The sequence below is a fragment of the Pedococcus soli genome (genome assembly GCF_054782575.1).
Genome location: NZ_BAAGSF010000004.1, coordinates 1470066 through 1485400, shown reverse-complemented (window position 1 = coordinate 1485400; position 15335 = coordinate 1470066). Strand labels below are relative to the sequence as shown.

Here is a 15335-nt window from a genome sequence, read left to right as displayed (position 1 = left end):
GCCCGCAACAACGGCAACAGGTCCGCGAACACCTTCTCCAGCTCGATCGCCACGCTCGACCGGTCCTGCGTGATGACGTCCCCCGCCCTGATCGGGGCCGACGGCTGGGCCGACGGGACCAGGTCGACGAAGCGCTCGCCGAACAAGGTCTTCGGGAGCAGCCGGGCGTGCACGTTGGCCGGCACGAGCTCGGCGAGCTCCGCCTGGAGCGCCAGCCCGAGGCGGGCGCCGTCCCCGGTGCTCTCGATCGAACGGACCTGCCCGACGATGACCCCCCGGATCTTCACGTCGGCGGCCGTCTGCAGCTGCGACCCGATGCGGTCGGTCTCGAGCGTGACCCGGACCACGGGGGTGAAGACCTGGGCGTACGACGCGACCGACAGGGACAGGAGGAGGCCGACGACGAGCAGGAAGGCGACTCCGTACGTCCTGTCGCTGAGGCGGGCGAGCCCACCGGTGGCGGGGCCGAGGGGCGAGCGCGGGGTGGTCGGCAGGCGGGCAGCGGAGAGCCGCCCGGGGTCTGCCAGAGCCGGGTCCTGGACCGGTCGGGTGCGCTCGACGTCGACCGTCCTCACCACCCTTCGTTGCGTGATGTACGACACCGTGGCAACGAGCGGGGCGGGCAGAGGTTACGTCCGGTTTCGTCCGTTCCCGGCCTCGGCCTCGGCCACCGACAGGGCGATGCCGTCGAGGATGTCGTGCTCGGAGGTGACGACGCGGTCCACGCCCAGCTCGGCCGTGCGGCGCACGACCTCGCGCCAGACCAGGGCCCCGGCCCCGATCACGTCGACGCGCCCCGGGTGCATGAAGCCGAGAGCCGCGCGCTCCGCGCGGGTCATCGTGAGCAGCTCGTCGCAGGCGCGGAGCACCGCCGCGCTGGACAACGAGGCGAGGTGGATGCGGTCGGGCTGGTAGCTGGTGAGGCCCAGGGCATGGGCGGTCACGGTCGTCACGCTGCCGGCGAGCCCGACCAGGGTGGCGACCCCGTCGAGCTCGACCCGTTCCCGCGCCAGGTCGATCGCGGCGTCGACGTCCGCCGTCGCGGCCGCGACCTCGGCCGCGGTCGGCGGGTCGGAACGCAGGTGGCGCTCGGTGAGGCGCACACAGCCCACGTCGACCGACCGGGCGGACTCGACCGTGTCGTGACCGCGGACCAGCTCGGTCGAGCCGCCGCCGAGGTCGACCACGAGGTAGGGCCCCGGGATGCCCGCGGCGCGCAGGTCACCGGTGGCCCCGCGGAACGACAGGGCAGCCTCCTCGTCGCCCGAGATGACCTCCGGCGCGATGCCGTAGTGGGCGAAGGCCGTCCGGACACCGGCGACGAACTCGTCGGCGTTCGAGGCGTCCCGGGACGCCGAGGTCGCCACGAACCGCACGCGCTCGGCGCCGAGCTCCCGGCACTGGTCGGCGTACTCCTGCGCCACCGCCAGGGTCCGCTCCATCGCCTCGGGATCAATGCGACCGGTCCGGTCGACGCCGTACCCGAGCCGCACGACCTCCATCGTGCGCAGGACATCGGTGAGCGCACCGGTCGAGGGGTTGACGTCGGCGACGAGCAGGCGGATCGAGTTGGTGCCGCAGTCGACCGCCCCCACGCGGGTCACGCGCTCTGACCCTCGGAGGCGTGGGCTGCATCGGCGCCCTCAGCGGCGTCGGCTGCTCCGGTGCCGCCTGTGGCGTCGGTGGCGTCGGGGACGCACGAACCGCTGGCCCACCAGTCGCCGAGCAGGGCCAGCGTCTCGTCGCCGAGGGGGTTCACCCCTGGACCGGCGGCCAGGGAGTGCGCCGCGAGGACGTGCAGGCACTTCACGCGGGTGGGCATGCCACCGGCGGAGATGCCCTCGATCTCCTCCACCCGGCCGAGCTCGTACCGGCGCCGCAGGTAGTCCTCGTGCGCCGCGGCATACCGGCTCGCGAGCTCCTCGTCGGCGGCGAGGCGGTCGGACATCTCCTTCATCACCCCCTGGCTCTCCAGGGTCGAGATGGCACCGGTGAGCTTGGGGCAGGTGGCGTAGAAGGTCGTGGGGAACGGCGTCCCGTCCGGCAGGCGCGGCTCGGTGGTGAGCACGTCGGGCCGGCCGCACGCGCACCGGTGGGCGACGGCGACGACCCCGCGGGGCACCCGTCCGAGCTGGACGTCGACCGCGGCGATGTCAGCCGGCGTGGGGCGCTCGGCCGTGGGCTGCGCGCTCACTTCTTCGCGGGGACGGAGGCGGTGTTCGCCGCCGGGCCGGCGTCGGCGACGCGCACCGACTCCCACAGCTGGCCGTACCAGGGGTGGTCGCTCGAGGCCGCCGGCGCCTTCGCGACCCCGGGCAGCGCCTTGGCCGACGGCTTGCCGTCGATCACCGTGTAGGACTTCTCCCCGACCTTGACGAACTTGAGGCGCTCACGGGCCTGCTGCACGACATACACGTCGTCGTTCCAGCGAGCCTGCTCCTTCTGCAGCGCGGTCACCTCGGTGCGCTGCTGCCCGACACCCTCGTTGAGGGCGTCGATCTCACCCTGCTGGCGCAGGTAGGACCGCAGCGTCGGCACGAGGGTGACGGCGAGCAGGACGAGGATCGTCGCGAGCACCACGCCGCGCAGGACCGTCCGCGAGGCCTTGCGCTCGGTGGCCACCTGGGCCGACGCGGCCTTGCGGACCGCGCCCGAGGCAGTGGCGCGCGAGCGTCCCGGCCCGGCTCCCGGACGGGCGGAGGTGCCGCGCGTGGTGTTCCGCGCGGTCGCCCCTGCCCGGGGCGCGGCGGGGCGACGAGCCGGTTTGCCCGACCCGCTCGTCCCGTGTCCCGTTCCTGCCATGGTGTCCTCGATCGATCCGTCCGGCGCCGTCAGGCCTGGGGCGTGAAGCGCGGGAAGGCGCCCACACCGGCGTAGCGGGCGGCGTCGTCGAGCTCCTCCTCGATGCGCAGGAGCTGGTTGTACTTGGCGACGCGCTCGGACCGGGCCGGGGCACCGGTCTTGATCTGGCCGCAGTTCGTGGCGACCGCGAGGTCGGCGATGGTGACGTCCTCGGTCTCGCCGGAACGGTGGCTCATCATGCAGCGGTAGCCGTTGCGGTGCGCGAGGTCGACGGCGTCGAGGGTCTCGGTGAGCGAGCCGATCTGGTTGACCTTGACCAGCAGGGCGTTCGCGGTCCGCGAGTCGATGCCGCGCTGCAGGCGCACGGGGTTGGTGACGAACAGGTCGTCGCCGACGATCTGCACGCGGTCGCCGAGGCGGTCGGTCATGGCCTTCCAGCCGTCCCAGTCCTCCTCGTCGAGCGGGTCCTCGATGGAGACCAGCGGGTAGCTGTCGACGAGGTCGGCGTAGTAGTCGACCATCTCGGCCGAGGTCTTGGCGGCACCCTCGAACTGGTAGGTGCCGTCCTCGTTGTGGAACTCGCTCGCGGCGACGTCGAGGGCCAGGGCGATCTGGGTGCCGGCCTGGTACCCGGCCTTCTCGATGGCCTCGAGGATCAGGTCGAGGGCGGCGCGGTTGGACTCGAGGTTCGGGGCGAACCCACCCTCGTCGCCCAGGCCCGTGGCCAGGCCCTTCTCCTTGAGGACGCTCTTGAGCGAGTGGTAGACCTCGGTGCCCCAGCGCAGCGCCTCCTTGAAGGTGTCGGCGCCGATCGGGGCGATCATGAACTCCTGGATGTCGACGTTCGAGTCGGCGTGGCTGCCACCGTTGAGGATGTTCATCATCGGGACGGGCAGCACGTGCGCGTTCGGGCCACCGACGTAGCGGAACAGCGGCAGGCCGGAGGACTCGGCCGCTGCCTTGGCCACGGCGAGCGAGACGCCGAGGATCGCGTTCGCGCCGAGCTTGGACTTGTTGTCGGAGCCGTCGAGGTCGAGCATGACCTGGTCGATGATCCGCTGCTCGCTGGCCTCGTAGCCGACGAGCTTGGGGTTGATGTCGTCGAGCACGGCGTCGACGGCCTTCTCGACACCCTTGCCGAGGTAGCGGGACTTGTCGCCGTCACGACGCTCGGACGCCTCGAAGGCGCCGGTGGAGGCGCCCGAGGGCACGGCTGCGCGGGCGATGGTGCCGTCGTCGAGAGCCACCTCGACCTCGACCGTCGGGTTGCCTCGTGAGTCGAGGATCTCGCGGGCGCCTACTGCGTCAATGGTGGCCACAGACATCTCCATCAGTGCTCGAAACCAGGGTCGGAGGGGTACCCGACGAGGCTACCCGCTGCCCCCTCCCCCATCGTCGACCGACCCGCAGGATGGACGGTATGGCGCGCGGTGACCGCGCGCCGTACCGAGCGCCCGGGGGCGGGGTCAGGCCGGGGTCAGGCCGAGGTGAGGCGCTGGTGGGCGACGGCGACCGCGGCGCCGAGGCGGGCGTTGTTCCTGACCAGGGCGATGTTGGTGTCGAGCGAGCGGCCACCCGACAGCTCGACGATGCGCCCGAGCAGGAACGGCGTGATGTCCTTGCCGTGGATGCCGCGCTCGTCGCACTCGGCGAGCGCCTGGTCGATGAGCACCCCGATCTCGTCGGCGGGGATCTCCTCGTCCGCGGGCACGGGGTTGGCGATGGCGATCGCTCCCGCCAGGCCGAGGTCCCACTTCGCGGCCATCATGGCGGCGAGCTCGTCCGCGGAGTCGGCCCGCAGCGGCGCGCCATGGCCGCTGGACCGCGAGTAGAACGAGGGGAACTCGTCACTGCCGTGCACGACGACGGGCACCCCGAGGGTCTCGAGCGTCTCCAGGGTGAGGCCGATGTCGAGGATCGACTTCACCCCGGCGCTGACCACCGCGACATCGGTCTGCCCCAGCTCGGTGAGGTCGGCAGAGATGTCGAAGCTGTGCTCGGCACCGCGGTGGACCCCACCGAGGCCACCAGTCACGAACACCCGGATGCCAGCGAGCGCGGCCAGCCGCATCGTGGCCGCCACCGTCGTGGCACCGTGCGCCCGGCGGGCGATCACGTGCGGCAGGTCGCGCAGGCTGACCTTGGACACGTCGGGGTGCGTCGCGAGGGTCTCGAGCTCGTCGCGGTCGAGGCCGATGCGCGGCACGCCGTCGAGGACCGCGATCGTCGCGGGCGTGGCGCCGCCGTCACGGATGATCTGCTCGACCTCGACGGCCATGGCGACGTTACGGGGGTAGGGCATGCCGTGGCTGATGATCGTGCTCTCGAGGGCCACGACGGGCCGGCCGGAGGCGAGTGCGTCGGTGACCTCGGCGTTGAGACGCAGGCTGTGGTGGGGGGTGGTCATCGGTGCTCCTTGGTGGGACGACGCCTCCGGGCGCCGGCGGTGCTGGACGGGGTGGCAGGTGTGAGGTGGGGGGACGCGGCTGCGAGCTCGGCGTCGACGAGACGCGGGGTGAGATCGGGGCGCACCGTCTCCGAGCTCGACACGGTCAGGCCGGCGGCCATCTGGCCGAACCGGGCCGCGTCGGCCGGGCTGTCGCCGCGCAGGATGGCGTGGACGAAGGCCGCCGTCATCGAGTCGCCCGCGCCCGTCACGTCGACGACCGGCACGCTCGGCGCGGGCAGCAGCGTCACGGTGCTGCGTCCGTCGTCGCCGATGCTGCTCAACAGGCTGCCCCGGGTGCCACGACGCACCCAGACGTGCTGCACGCCGAGCGCGTGCAGCACCTTCGCTGCCCGCGCGATCGCGGCCCGCGTCTGGGCGACCGGCTCCCCGACCATGGCGGAGAGCTCGTCGAGGTTCGGGGTAAGGGCCAGCAGCGGTCGCTCCGGCGACAGCATGGTGACGAGGTGGCGGGCCTTGGCGACGCTGACCGGGTCGATGACGACGGGGACCCCGACCGCCGCGGCGAAGTCGAGCAGCCAGGCGGCCGGCGCCTGGGGGACGTTGCCGTCGACCACGAGCAGGTCGGCGTGCGTGATGAGGTCGCGCGCGGCTCCGAGCTGGCGGACGGTCAGCCGGTCGGTCATGGCCATGTTGGAGACGGCGACGAGCAGCTCGCCGGTGGCGTCCATGACGGCGAGGTAGGTGCCGGTGCTGCCCTCGCTGATGATCATGTGGTCGACGAGGACACCGGCCGCCCTGGTCATGGCCAGCACCTGCTCGCCGAACGCGTCCCGCCCGACCGGCGCGACGAGGTGGGTCGGGCTGCCGAGCCTGGCGAGGTTCTCGGCGATGTTGCGCCCCACGCCACCGGGGGTGGTCACGGCGGCTCCCGGGTTGGACGTGTGCAGCTGCGCGGGCTCCGTGGAGTGCGCCTTGACGTCCATGTTCGCGCCGCCCACCACGACCACGGACTGCGCCTCGGACCGCACGACATACCCCCGACCGAGGATCTCGCCCTTCTTGGTGAGGTTGGACAGGTGCACGGACACCGCGGCCTTGGTCGCCCCGAGGCGCTCGGCGATGCCGGCGGCGTCGAGCATCGGCTGCGCACGCAGCAGCTCGACGATGTCCCGTTCGCGCTGGGTCAGGCTCATGCTTGGAATACTAAAGGATCTTCGGTATTCCAAAGAAGCCGGAAACGCCGATGAGAGTCACGATCAGGTGCGGTCGGCACGAACCTCGGCGTCGAGGTCGCGCAGGGCGCGCCGCAGCTCGGCATCCGCGTCCACCCCCAGCGCCCGGGCACGCGCGACGAGGGCGAGCAGCTCCGCACCGATGCCGCCGTCCGGTTCGGGCAACGACCCACGGCCGCCCCGCTCCCAGCGCGCGAGGACCTTCTCGGCAGCGAGCAGGCTGGGCAACGACCGGGGTATGCCGTGCAGCAGCCCTTCGTGCCCGCCCTCCCCACCGGGGTGGCCCGGGTCGGCCGGCTTGGCAGCGCGTTCGGCGGCCTTGATCTGCTCCCAGGTCGCCTCGACCTCTGCAGGCGTGCTGGCGTCGCCGTCGGAGAATACGTGCGGGTGCCGGCGAACGAGCTTCTCGACAAGGGTGCCGGCGACGTCGTCGATGTCGAACGGCTCGCTCGCGTGCTCCTGCGCGACCCGGGACTGGAAGGCGACCTGGAGCAGCACGTCGCCGAGCTCCTCGCGGATGTGGTCGCGGTCGCCCGACTCGATCGCCTCGGCCGCCTCGTGGGACTCCTCGATGAGGTACTTCACGAGCGACTCGTGGGTCTGCTCGGCGTCCCACGGGCAGCCACCGGGCGAGCGCAGCCGGTCCATCACGGCGACGACGTCGAGCAGGCGGGAGCCGGGCACGTCCCACGAGGCCACGAGCACCTCCACCTCCGGCGGCTCCCCCAACCGCGAGACCTCCGAGGCGACGGCATCGGTCAGGCCGGGGTCGCCGTCGGCGGAGGCGACCCAGACGACGTCGGCGGTGGCAGCGCGGTCCATGAGGTCGCGGGCGAGGGCCGGAGCAGAGACCTCTCCGAGGTGGGTGACCTCCAACCCGGCCTGCAGGACGGCATCGGCGAGCGGCTCGTCGGCCTCACGGGCGAGGACGACGGTGGCCGCGTCGAGGGTCTGCCAGGCGACGCGGGTGAACAGCCCGGGAGCGATCCGCGGGCTCCCGACGAGCAGGGTGAGGCGGCCGGGCACCGCCCGGTCAGCCCTGCGGGGTGGCGGCAGGCTGCGGCTCGGCCTTGATCCAGTTGGGCGTGCTGGGGTCGAAGCTGATCTTCTTCGGGTCGAAGGTGCCGTAGCGGGGGTTGATGGTGATGTCGGCCTTGGAGGCGAGGGCGACGGCCTTGCCCTGCTCCTCCTGCGTCATCTGGTTGAAGGCCAGGCTCGCCCTGACCAGCTCCAGCGTGGCGGGAGCGGGGTCCTGGATGGCCGCGATGGCGGTGCGGGCGGCCGAGTCGGACAGGCCCTTGCCGGACTCGTCGGCCACGGTGTTGATGAAGCCCGCCATGATCAGGCTCGCCACGGCGCTCGAGGTGGTGATCCCCGAGTCGGGCTGCGCGGCGAGGATCTGGCGGGAGGCCTCCTGGGCGTCCTGCTCGGTGATCCGGTGGCCGTCGACGACCGCTGCGGTGTCGGCGGTGGCACAGCCGGACACGGCGAGCACCCCGGCCGTCGCGAGCGCCACGAACGAACCACGCAGGACCTGGCGCAAAGCTGTCGGACGAACCTTCACAGACTTCCCTCTCTCGTCATCTTCTGGCCGAGACCGTACCCTCACGGGCGCCGGTCGTGCCCACCGAGCCGACCCGGGCGGCGTCGGCGACGCTGCCCAGCATGACGGCGCGGATCAGGTCACTGGCCCACTGCAAGACTGCCGTGTCACGCAGCGGTTTGCCAGCCACCCTCGCCGTCGTCGGTTTCGGCACGAGAATCGTATGCACTGCGTCCTTGACCAGTGACTTGGGGTACAGCCGCTGCAGCCGCAGCTGCGCCGACTCGGCCAGCTCGACCGGACCGAACCGCACGTAGTTGCCCTGCAGCGAGATGTCGGCGACGCCCGCGGCCCGCGCCACGGTGCGCAGCCGAGCCACCTCCATGAGGTTGCGGACCGGCTCGGGCAGCGCCCCGTAGCGGTCGACGAGCTCGGCCTCGATCTCGCCGAGCTGGGCCTCGTCGACCACGCTGGCGAGCTTCTTGTAGGCCTCAAGGCGCAGCCGCTCCCCCGGGACGTAGTCGTGCGGGAGGTGGGCGTCGACCGGCAGCTCGATCTTGATCTCGGTCGGGGCGGTCTCCCCGTCGCCGCGGAACTCGGCCACGGCCTCACCGACGAGCCGGACGTACAGGTCGAAGCCGACCCCGGCGATGTGGCCCGACTGCTCGCCCCCGAGCAGGTTGCCCGCGCCACGGATCTCGAGGTCCTTCATGGCGATCTGGATGCCGGAGCCGAGGTCGGTGTGGCTGGCCATAGTCTGGAGCCGGTCGTGGGCCGTCTCGGTCATCGGCTTCTCGGGCGGGTAGAGGAAGTAGCAGTAGGCCCGCTCCCGGCCACGGCCTACGCGGCCTCGCAGCTGGTGCAGCTGGGAGAGGCCGAGGACGTCGGAGCGCTCGACGATCAGGGTGTTGGCGTTGGAGATGTCGAGCCCGGTCTCGACGATCGTCGTGCAGACGAGGACGTCGAACTTCTTGTCCCAGAAGTCGACGACGACCTCCTCGAGCTTGTGCTCGCCCATCTTGCCGTGGGCGGTGGCGACGCGGGCCTCGGGCACCAGCTCACGGATCCGGCTCGCCGCGCGCTCGATGCTCGACACCTTGTTGTGGACGAGGAAGACCTGGCCCTCGCGGAGCAGCTCGCGCCGGATCGCGGCGACGATCTGCTTCTCGTCGTAGGCGCCGACGTAGGTCAGGACGGGGTGGCGCTCCTCGGGCGGGGTGGCCAGCGTCGACATCTCGCGGATGCCGGTGACGGCCATCTCCAGGGTGCGCGGGATCGGGGTGGCCGACATGGCGAGGATGTCGACCGCCGTGCGCAGCGCCTTGAGCTGCTCCTTGTGCTCGACACCGAACCGCTGCTCCTCGTCGATGACGACCAGTCCGAGGTCCTTGTAACGGATCTCCTTGGACAGCAACCGGTGCGTGCCGATGACGAGGTCCACCGAGCCGTCGGCGAGGCCCGCGATCGTCTCGCGCGCCTCCTTGTCGGACTGGAAGCGCGACAGCGCCTTCACCGTCACGGGGAACGGCGCGTAGCGTTCCGAGAACGTCTGGAAGTGCTGCTGCACCAGCAGCGTCGTCGGCACGAGCACCGCGACCTGCTTGCCGTCCTGGATCGCCTTGAACGCCGCGCGGACCGCGATCTCGGTCTTGCCGTAGCCGACGTCGCCACAGATCAGCCGGTCCATGGGCACGGTGCGCTCCATGTCGGCCTTGACCTCGTCGATCGAGCTGAGCTGGTCGGGCGTCTCGACGTAGGCGAAGGCGTCCTCGAGCTCGCGCTGCCACGGCGTGTCCGGTGCGAACGCGTGCCCGGAGGTGGCCATGCGGGCGCTGTAGAGCTGGATGAGCTCGGCCGCGATCTGCTTGACGTAGCGGCGCGCCTTGCCCTTGGTCTTCTGCCAGTCGCTGCCGCCCATCTTGCTGAGCGTCGGCTGCTCGCCCCCGACGTAGCGGGTGACCTGGTCGAGCTGGTCGGTGGGCACGTAGAGCCGGTCGGCGGGTTGGCCCCGCTTGGACGGGGCGTACTCGAGCACGAGGTACTCGCGGGTCGCGCCGCCGACGGTGCGCTGCACCATCTCGACGAACCGGCCGACACCGTGCTGCTCGTGGACGACGAAGTCACCCGGCTTGAGCTGGAGCGGGTCGACCTGGTTGCGTCGCCGCGACGGCATCTTCCGCATGTCCTTGGTCGAGCCACCCTGACCCGGCGTGCCGGTGAGGTCGGTCTCGGTGAGGAACACCAGCTGCCCGCCGGGCGAGACGAACCCCGAACCCACAGAGCCGGTCGTCAGGTGGACGATCCCCGGCGTCAGGTCGGACAGGTCGGCGTCGGGACGGGCCGGCACCGACTCGCCCGCGAGCACCTCCGCGACCCGGCGACCGAGGCCCGGCCCCTCCGTGACGACGACGACGCGCCAGCCGTCGCCGACCCACCGCTGCAGGTCGGCCACCGCCTCCGGGGTGGACCCGCGGTAGCGCGGCGCCTCCTCGAGGCCGGTGTTGACGACGGTGGCGTCGTCGTCGGCAAGCTCCTCGTCGGCGACGAACGGGCCCAGGTCCCACCACGGCATACGGGAGGAGGCGGCGTGCTCACGCAGGTCGGCGAGGCTCCAGAACGAGGCGGTGCCGAGGATGCCCTGCAGGTCGATGGGCACGGCGTTGCCGGCAGCGGCGTTGGCCCACCCGGCGTCGAGGAACTCCTGGGACGTGGCGACGAGGTCGTGGGCGCGGGTGCGCACTCGCTCGGGGTCGCAGACCACGACCGCAGTGCCCTCGCGCAGCGTGTCCAGGACGCTCTCCATGCCGTCGACGAGGGCCGGCGCGAGCGACTCCATCCCCTCCACGGCGATGCCCTCGGCGAGCTTGCCCAGCAGGTCGGCCGCGCCGGGCAGCTGGTCGAGCAGCGCAGCCGCCCGCGCACGCACCGCCTCGGTGAGCAGGATCTCGCGGCACGGCGGCGCCCACAGGCCGTGCTCGGCGACCTCGAGGCTGCGCTGGTCGGCGACCTTGAACCAGCGGATCTCCTCGATCGTGTCGCCCCAGTACTCCACGCGGACCGGGTGGTCCTCAGTCGGCGGGAAGACGTCGAGGATCCCGCCGCGGACCGCGAACTCACCTCGGCGCTCCACGAGGTCGGTGCGCGTGTATGCCGCAGCCGCGAGGTCCTCGACGACGCGCTCGAGGGGGGCCTCGTCCCCGGCCTTGAGGGCGACCGGGCGCAGCTCACCCAGCCCCTTGGACACCGGCTGGAGGACCGCTCGGACCGGGGCGACCACGATGTCGAGGGGGCCGTACGTGGCGTCGTCGGGGTCGGGGTGGCGCAGCCGGCGCAGGACCGCGAGCCGCTTGCCCACCGTGTCGCTGCGAGGGCTGAGCCGCTCGTGCGGCAGGGTCTCCCAGGCCGGGAAGTCGGCGACCCGGTTGGCGTCCGTGAAGCACCCGAGGGCGGCGACGAGGTCCTCCGCCTCCCGGGTGGTGGCCGTGATGGCCAGCAGCGGCCGACCGGCCTCCCGGGCGAGGGCGGCGACCAGGGCCGGACGGGCCCCGGTGGGGGCGGACACGTCGACGGCGAGCTCGCCAGCGCGGGCAGCGGCGAGCGCACGGGCGACACCGGGGTCGGTGGCCAGTGCGTCGAGCAGCGGGGCGAGGGTCATGGGCGAGGCTCCTGGCGGGCGGTGCGGGGACAGCACGAACACCCCACGGCTGGTGCCGATGGGGGGCTCCCAGCCTAACGACCGGCTCGGACACCAGCGACGCCGGCGCAGGCGCCTCGGACGCAGCGGCGGTCATCCGGGTCGGAGCAGGACACTCCGCCCCACGTCGGGCACTTCACTACTGCATCTGGATGATCCAATCGGCGCGCACGGAACCGAGGATGGTCGAACGGTGCAACGCGGCACGTGGCAATGGGGGACGCGTGAGAGGGAAGAGCATGAGTGATCGACGACAGCTGAGGCAGCCGCAGCAGACCGGACAGCTCCACAACAGTGGCGTGCGCGGTTACGTCCCAGGGGTTTTCGACCTCTTCCACATCGGGCACCTCAACATCCTCAGAGCGGCGCGCGAGCAGTGCGACTGGCTCATCGCCGGCGTGGTCACCGACGACAAGGCCTACCGGGCGAAGGCGAAGTACCCGGTCATCCCGCTGGCCGAGCGCGTCGCGATCCTCGAGCACATCACCCTGGTCGACGAGGTCGTCGTCGAGCACCAGCCGAGCAAGCTCGACGTCTGGCGCGAGCACCCGTTCGACGTGATCTTCAAGGGCGACGACTGGCGCGGCACGGTCAAGGGTCGTCAGCTCGAGTCCGACTTCTCCGCCGTCGGCGTCGAGGTCGCGTACTTCCCGTACACGATCCAGACCTCGAGCACCCTGCTCCGTGCAGCCCTCGAGGAGTCCGCGTCCTGATGGCCGACTACGTCGCTCAGGGCGGCCTGGACTCACGCCGGGCCCGGGCCAGGGAGCTGTCGGCGTCCGCGGGCAAGTCCAACCGCGGGGCCCCCGGGTACTCCCGGTGGGTCAACCGCCCGGTCGGCCGGCGGCTGGCCGTCGGAGCCTTCCTGCTCGGGCTGACGCCCAACCAGGTCACCATCATCTCCGGCCTGACCACCATGACCGGGATCGTGGTCCTCGTGGCGGCCACCCCCACCGTGCTGACCGGCGTCGTCGTGGCCCTCCTGCTGGCCCTCGGCTACGCGCTCGACTCCGCCGACGGGCAGCTGGCCCGCATGCGCGGCAGCGGCAGCGTCACCGGGGAGTGGCTCGACCACGTCATCGACTGCGCCAAGGTCGCCACGCTGCACGTGGCCGTGCTGCTGTGCTGGTACCGCTCCTACGACGTCCCGGACTGGGCGCTGCTCGTGCCGATCGCCTTCAGCATCCAGGCGTCGGTCTACTTCTTCACCAAGATCCTCAGCGACCAGCTGCGCCCTCCGAAGGCCCTCGTGCCCGAGGTGCAGCAGGGCGGTCAGGGCCGCCCGCCCGTGCTCGCCTCGTTGCTCGTGCTCCCGCTCGACTACGGCCTGCTCTGCGTGACGTTCGTGCTGCTCGGGTTCCACACCCCGTTCGCCGTCGCGTACTCGCTCCTGGCGGTCGCCGGGATCCTCCTGCTCGCGGCGGCCCTGCCCAAGTGGTACCGCGACCTCGCCCGCGCCGAGCGGGCTCGCACGTCGGCCTGACCCCGAAAGCGTCTCACCTGTCGAGACGTCCCGGTGCGGCGGTCCGGCACCGGCCGCTCTGGTGCGCAGGCACCAGGAGCGAGCCCCGGCGCAATACCTCCACGGGGTCGATCTGCGCCTGAACGACACCCTTCTCGGCGACCCGAGGTCCGAACGGACTAGTCCTGCGTCTACGTAATCAGTACTAGTCCCTACGTCTGGTAGATGAGTAAAGAACTCGTCTAGCTGGATGACAAGAACCGACGACCGGTGCTTATCTGGGCGAAATCACCGGCGGGGGGCCGTCTCGAGAGGTTCTCCATGAACGACACGTCCAGCACGTCCCCCACCGCCAGCCCACGCACCACGGACCGCACCCCCCGGCGGTCCGCGCGCGTCGGACTGGTCGCCGCCGTCACCCTGGCGCTGGTCGCGGGGATCACCCCGTGGTCCCCGTCCGGCGACCAGCCGTCCGCCTCGGCGGCGACCAGCCCCCGCAAGGCAGACGCCAGCGGCTCGGTCGGGGTCGGGGTCGCCCACTACCCGGTGCCCAGCGGCTCGGTCTTCGTCTCGCCGTCGGGCAACGACGCCGCGGCGGGCACGCTCAGCCGTCCGGTGCGCACCATCGCCCGCGGCCTGGCGCTGGCCCCGTCCGGCGGCACCGTCGTCCTGCGCGGCGGCACCTACCACGAGAGCGTGACCATCACCCGCTCCGTGACCCTGCAGAACTACCCGCACGAGGCGGCCTGGCTCGACGGCAGCGTGCCGGTCAGCGGCTGGACCAAGGTCGGGTCGGTCTGGCGCCACAGCGGCTGGACGCCGCGGTTCGACGCGAGCCCGACGTACACCAAGGGCGCGCCCGACGGGACCGCCCCGGGCTGGCAGTTCGTCAACGCGGCCTACCCCATGGCCGCGCACCCCGACATGGTCTTCCGCAACGGCGTCTCGCAGCGCCAGGTGAAGTCGCTCTCCCTCGTCAAGGAGGGCACCTTCTACCTCGACACCAAGACCTCGCAGCTGTACGTCGGCAGCGACCCGTCCGGCGCCTCCATGCGCGGCACCGACATCGCCAAGGCGATGTCCGTCCGCGCGCCGAACGTGCTGATCCGTGGTTTCGGCATCCGCCGCTTCGGCAACAGCGTCTGGCACATGGGCGCCGTGACCCTCGAGTCGCCGCGCATCGCCCTGGCCAACGTGGTCATCGACCAGATGGCCACCACCGGGGTCGCCGCGATCACCTCCGACATCCTGTTCAACCGGGTGACGGTCACCAACAGCGGGCTGCTCGGCGTGCACGCCGCCACGGCCGACCGGTTCCGCGTCCTCTACAGCCGCATCACGGGCAACAACGCCGAGCGCTTCAACACTGCGCCGGTCTCGGGCGGCATCAAGGTCGGGCGGCTCCGGACGATCACGGTGGCCGACACGACGATCTCGGACAACTACGGCCACGGGTTCTGGGCCGACCAGTCCGTCTACGACATGCGGCTGGTCCGCAACAACGTCGTGGGCAACCAGGGCACGGGCGTCTTCCTCGAGATCTCCTCGCTCGCCGCCGTCGTCGACAACCTGATCAGCAACAACACCGGCAACGGCATCAAGGTCAACAACACGAGCAACGTCCGGATCTGGAACAACACGGTCGTGGGCAACAGCCGCCAACTCAACATCGTGCAGGACTCGCGCCTCGCCTCGAACACCAGCTGGGGCCACGACCCGCGTCGCCCCAACCCGGACCCGACGATGACCTGGGTCCTCGGCCCGGTGCAGATCCGCAACAACGTCATCGGCCTGTCCAAGGGCGGCAACTGCCTGACCTGCGTCGAGGACTACACGTTCAAGCGCAGCGCCGCCCAGATCGGCGTCACCTCGGCCGGCAACATCTTCAACCGGACCTCCACCTCGACGCCGACGTGGACGCACGTGTGGAGCAGCGGCAAGGTCAACCCGTACGTCTACACGGCGCTGGCACCGTTCCAGAAGTCCACGGGCCAGGACCGTTCCAGCGTCGCCTACGACACGTCCGCGGTCGTCACCCTCGGCGGCCGGCTGTCGTCGGCCGCGGCGACCAAGGGGGCCGCGATCGCGGTGGCCCTCCCGGCCGACCTCGCCGCCCTGAGCGGTCACCCGACCGGCGCCCGCAAGGTCGGGGTCTGGGGCCGCTGACCGTCCGCAGCGTGACGTCCACGTCC

General features: G+C 71.6%; 13 protein-coding genes. 3 read left to right on the top strand and 10 right to left on the bottom strand.

Going from position 1 to position 15335, the window contains the following annotated elements; genetic code table 11:
• The 10 genes from ACYVKF_RS13095 to mfd all read right to left on the bottom strand — a co-directional run.
• The coding region (locus ACYVKF_RS13095; RefSeq protein ID WP_460966895.1) for an MlaD family protein at nucleotides 1-575 on the bottom strand (575 nt) is incomplete at its 3' end.
• 54 nt (nucleotides 576-629) lie between these two features.
• A complete protein-coding gene (locus ACYVKF_RS13090) occupies nucleotides 630-1604 on the bottom strand; it encodes a Ppx/GppA phosphatase family protein (protein WP_460966893.1) in 975 nt (324 codons plus the stop codon).
• The gene (locus ACYVKF_RS13085; protein ID WP_082580844.1) at nucleotides 1601-2194 is read right to left on the bottom strand and encodes a DUF501 domain-containing protein; all 594 of its coding nucleotides are present in this window, start codon (nucleotides 2192-2194) and stop codon (nucleotides 1601-1603) included. Before ACYVKF_RS13085 ends, ACYVKF_RS13090 begins: the two co-directional genes overlap by 4 nt.
• Nucleotides 2191-2802, bottom strand: coding sequence for an FtsB family cell division protein (locus ACYVKF_RS13080; RefSeq protein ID WP_157581496.1), 612 nt, complete (start codon nucleotides 2800-2802; stop codon nucleotides 2191-2193). The genes ACYVKF_RS13085 and ACYVKF_RS13080 overlap by 4 nt, the downstream gene beginning before the upstream one ends.
• A 29-nt stretch (nucleotides 2803-2831) precedes the next feature.
• A complete protein-coding gene (gene eno / locus ACYVKF_RS13075; RefSeq protein ID WP_056916587.1) occupies nucleotides 2832-4121 on the bottom strand; it encodes a phosphopyruvate hydratase in 1290 nt (429 codons plus the stop codon).
• Between the two features lie 158 nt (nucleotides 4122-4279).
• Complete coding sequence (locus ACYVKF_RS13070; RefSeq protein WP_056916586.1) at nucleotides 4280-5209, bottom strand: pseudouridine-5'-phosphate glycosidase; 930 nt, start codon at nucleotides 5207-5209, stop codon at nucleotides 4280-4282.
• Nucleotides 5206-6405 carry a carbohydrate kinase family protein gene (locus ACYVKF_RS13065; protein WP_460966890.1) on the bottom strand — a complete coding sequence of 400 codons (1200 nt, stop codon included), beginning with the start codon at nucleotides 6403-6405 and terminating at the stop codon, nucleotides 5206-5208. The genes ACYVKF_RS13070 and ACYVKF_RS13065 overlap by 4 nt, the downstream gene beginning before the upstream one ends.
• Nucleotides 6406-6468: 63 nt before the next feature.
• Entirely contained in the window at nucleotides 6469-7470 is a 1002-nt protein-coding gene (locus ACYVKF_RS13060; protein ID WP_460966888.1) for a nucleoside triphosphate pyrophosphohydrolase, read from the bottom strand.
• Between the two features lie 7 nt (nucleotides 7471-7477).
• A complete protein-coding gene (locus ACYVKF_RS13055; RefSeq protein ID WP_157598529.1) occupies nucleotides 7478-8008 on the bottom strand; it encodes a hypothetical protein in 531 nt (176 codons plus the stop codon).
• A 16-nt stretch (nucleotides 8009-8024) separates the two neighbouring features.
• Nucleotides 8025-11642: a transcription-repair coupling factor gene (mfd, locus tag ACYVKF_RS13050; protein ID WP_460966885.1), complete on the bottom strand. Its 3618-nt coding sequence runs from the start codon at nucleotides 11640-11642 to the stop codon at nucleotides 8025-8027.
• Between the two features lie 278 nt (nucleotides 11643-11920).
• On the opposite strand from mfd, the gene ACYVKF_RS13045 reads away from it, so the two are divergent.
• From ACYVKF_RS13045 to ACYVKF_RS13035, 3 genes are all read left to right on the top strand, one after another.
• Complete coding sequence (locus ACYVKF_RS13045) at nucleotides 11921-12394, top strand: adenylyltransferase/cytidyltransferase family protein (protein WP_460966883.1); 474 nt, start codon at nucleotides 11921-11923, stop codon at nucleotides 12392-12394.
• Nucleotides 12394-13164: a CDP-alcohol phosphatidyltransferase family protein gene (locus ACYVKF_RS13040; protein ID WP_460966881.1), complete on the top strand. Its 771-nt coding sequence runs from the start codon at nucleotides 12394-12396 to the stop codon at nucleotides 13162-13164. Before ACYVKF_RS13045 ends, ACYVKF_RS13040 begins: the two co-directional genes overlap by 1 nt.
• 300 nt (nucleotides 13165-13464) lie before the next feature.
• Entirely contained in the window at nucleotides 13465-15309 is a 1845-nt protein-coding gene (locus ACYVKF_RS13035) for a right-handed parallel beta-helix repeat-containing protein (RefSeq protein ID WP_460966879.1), read from the top strand.
• The last annotated feature ends 26 nt before the right edge of the window (nucleotides 15310-15335 follow it).

Excerpts from the sequence above, each read along its gene's own strand:
- ACYVKF_RS13080 (WP_157581496.1), bottom strand. The coding sequence starts at position 2,802 with ATGGCAGGAACGGGACACGGGACGAGCGGGTCGGGCAAACCGGCTCGT.
- ACYVKF_RS13070 (WP_056916586.1), bottom strand. The coding sequence starts at position 5,209 with ATGACCACCCCCCACCACAGCCTGCGTCTCAACGCCGAGGTCACCGAC.
- ACYVKF_RS13065 (WP_460966890.1), bottom strand. The coding sequence starts at position 6,405 with ATGAGCCTGACCCAGCGCGAACGGGACATCGTCGAGCTGCTGCGTGCG.
- mfd (WP_460966885.1), bottom strand. The coding sequence starts at position 11,642 with ATGACCCTCGCCCCGCTGCTCGACGCACTGGCCACCGACCCCGGTGTC.
- ACYVKF_RS13045 (WP_460966883.1), top strand. The coding sequence starts at position 11,921 with ATGAGTGATCGACGACAGCTGAGGCAGCCGCAGCAGACCGGACAGCTC.
- ACYVKF_RS13040 (WP_460966881.1), top strand. The coding sequence starts at position 12,394 with ATGGCCGACTACGTCGCTCAGGGCGGCCTGGACTCACGCCGGGCCCGG.
- ACYVKF_RS13035 (WP_460966879.1), top strand. The coding sequence starts at position 13,465 with ATGAACGACACGTCCAGCACGTCCCCCACCGCCAGCCCACGCACCACG.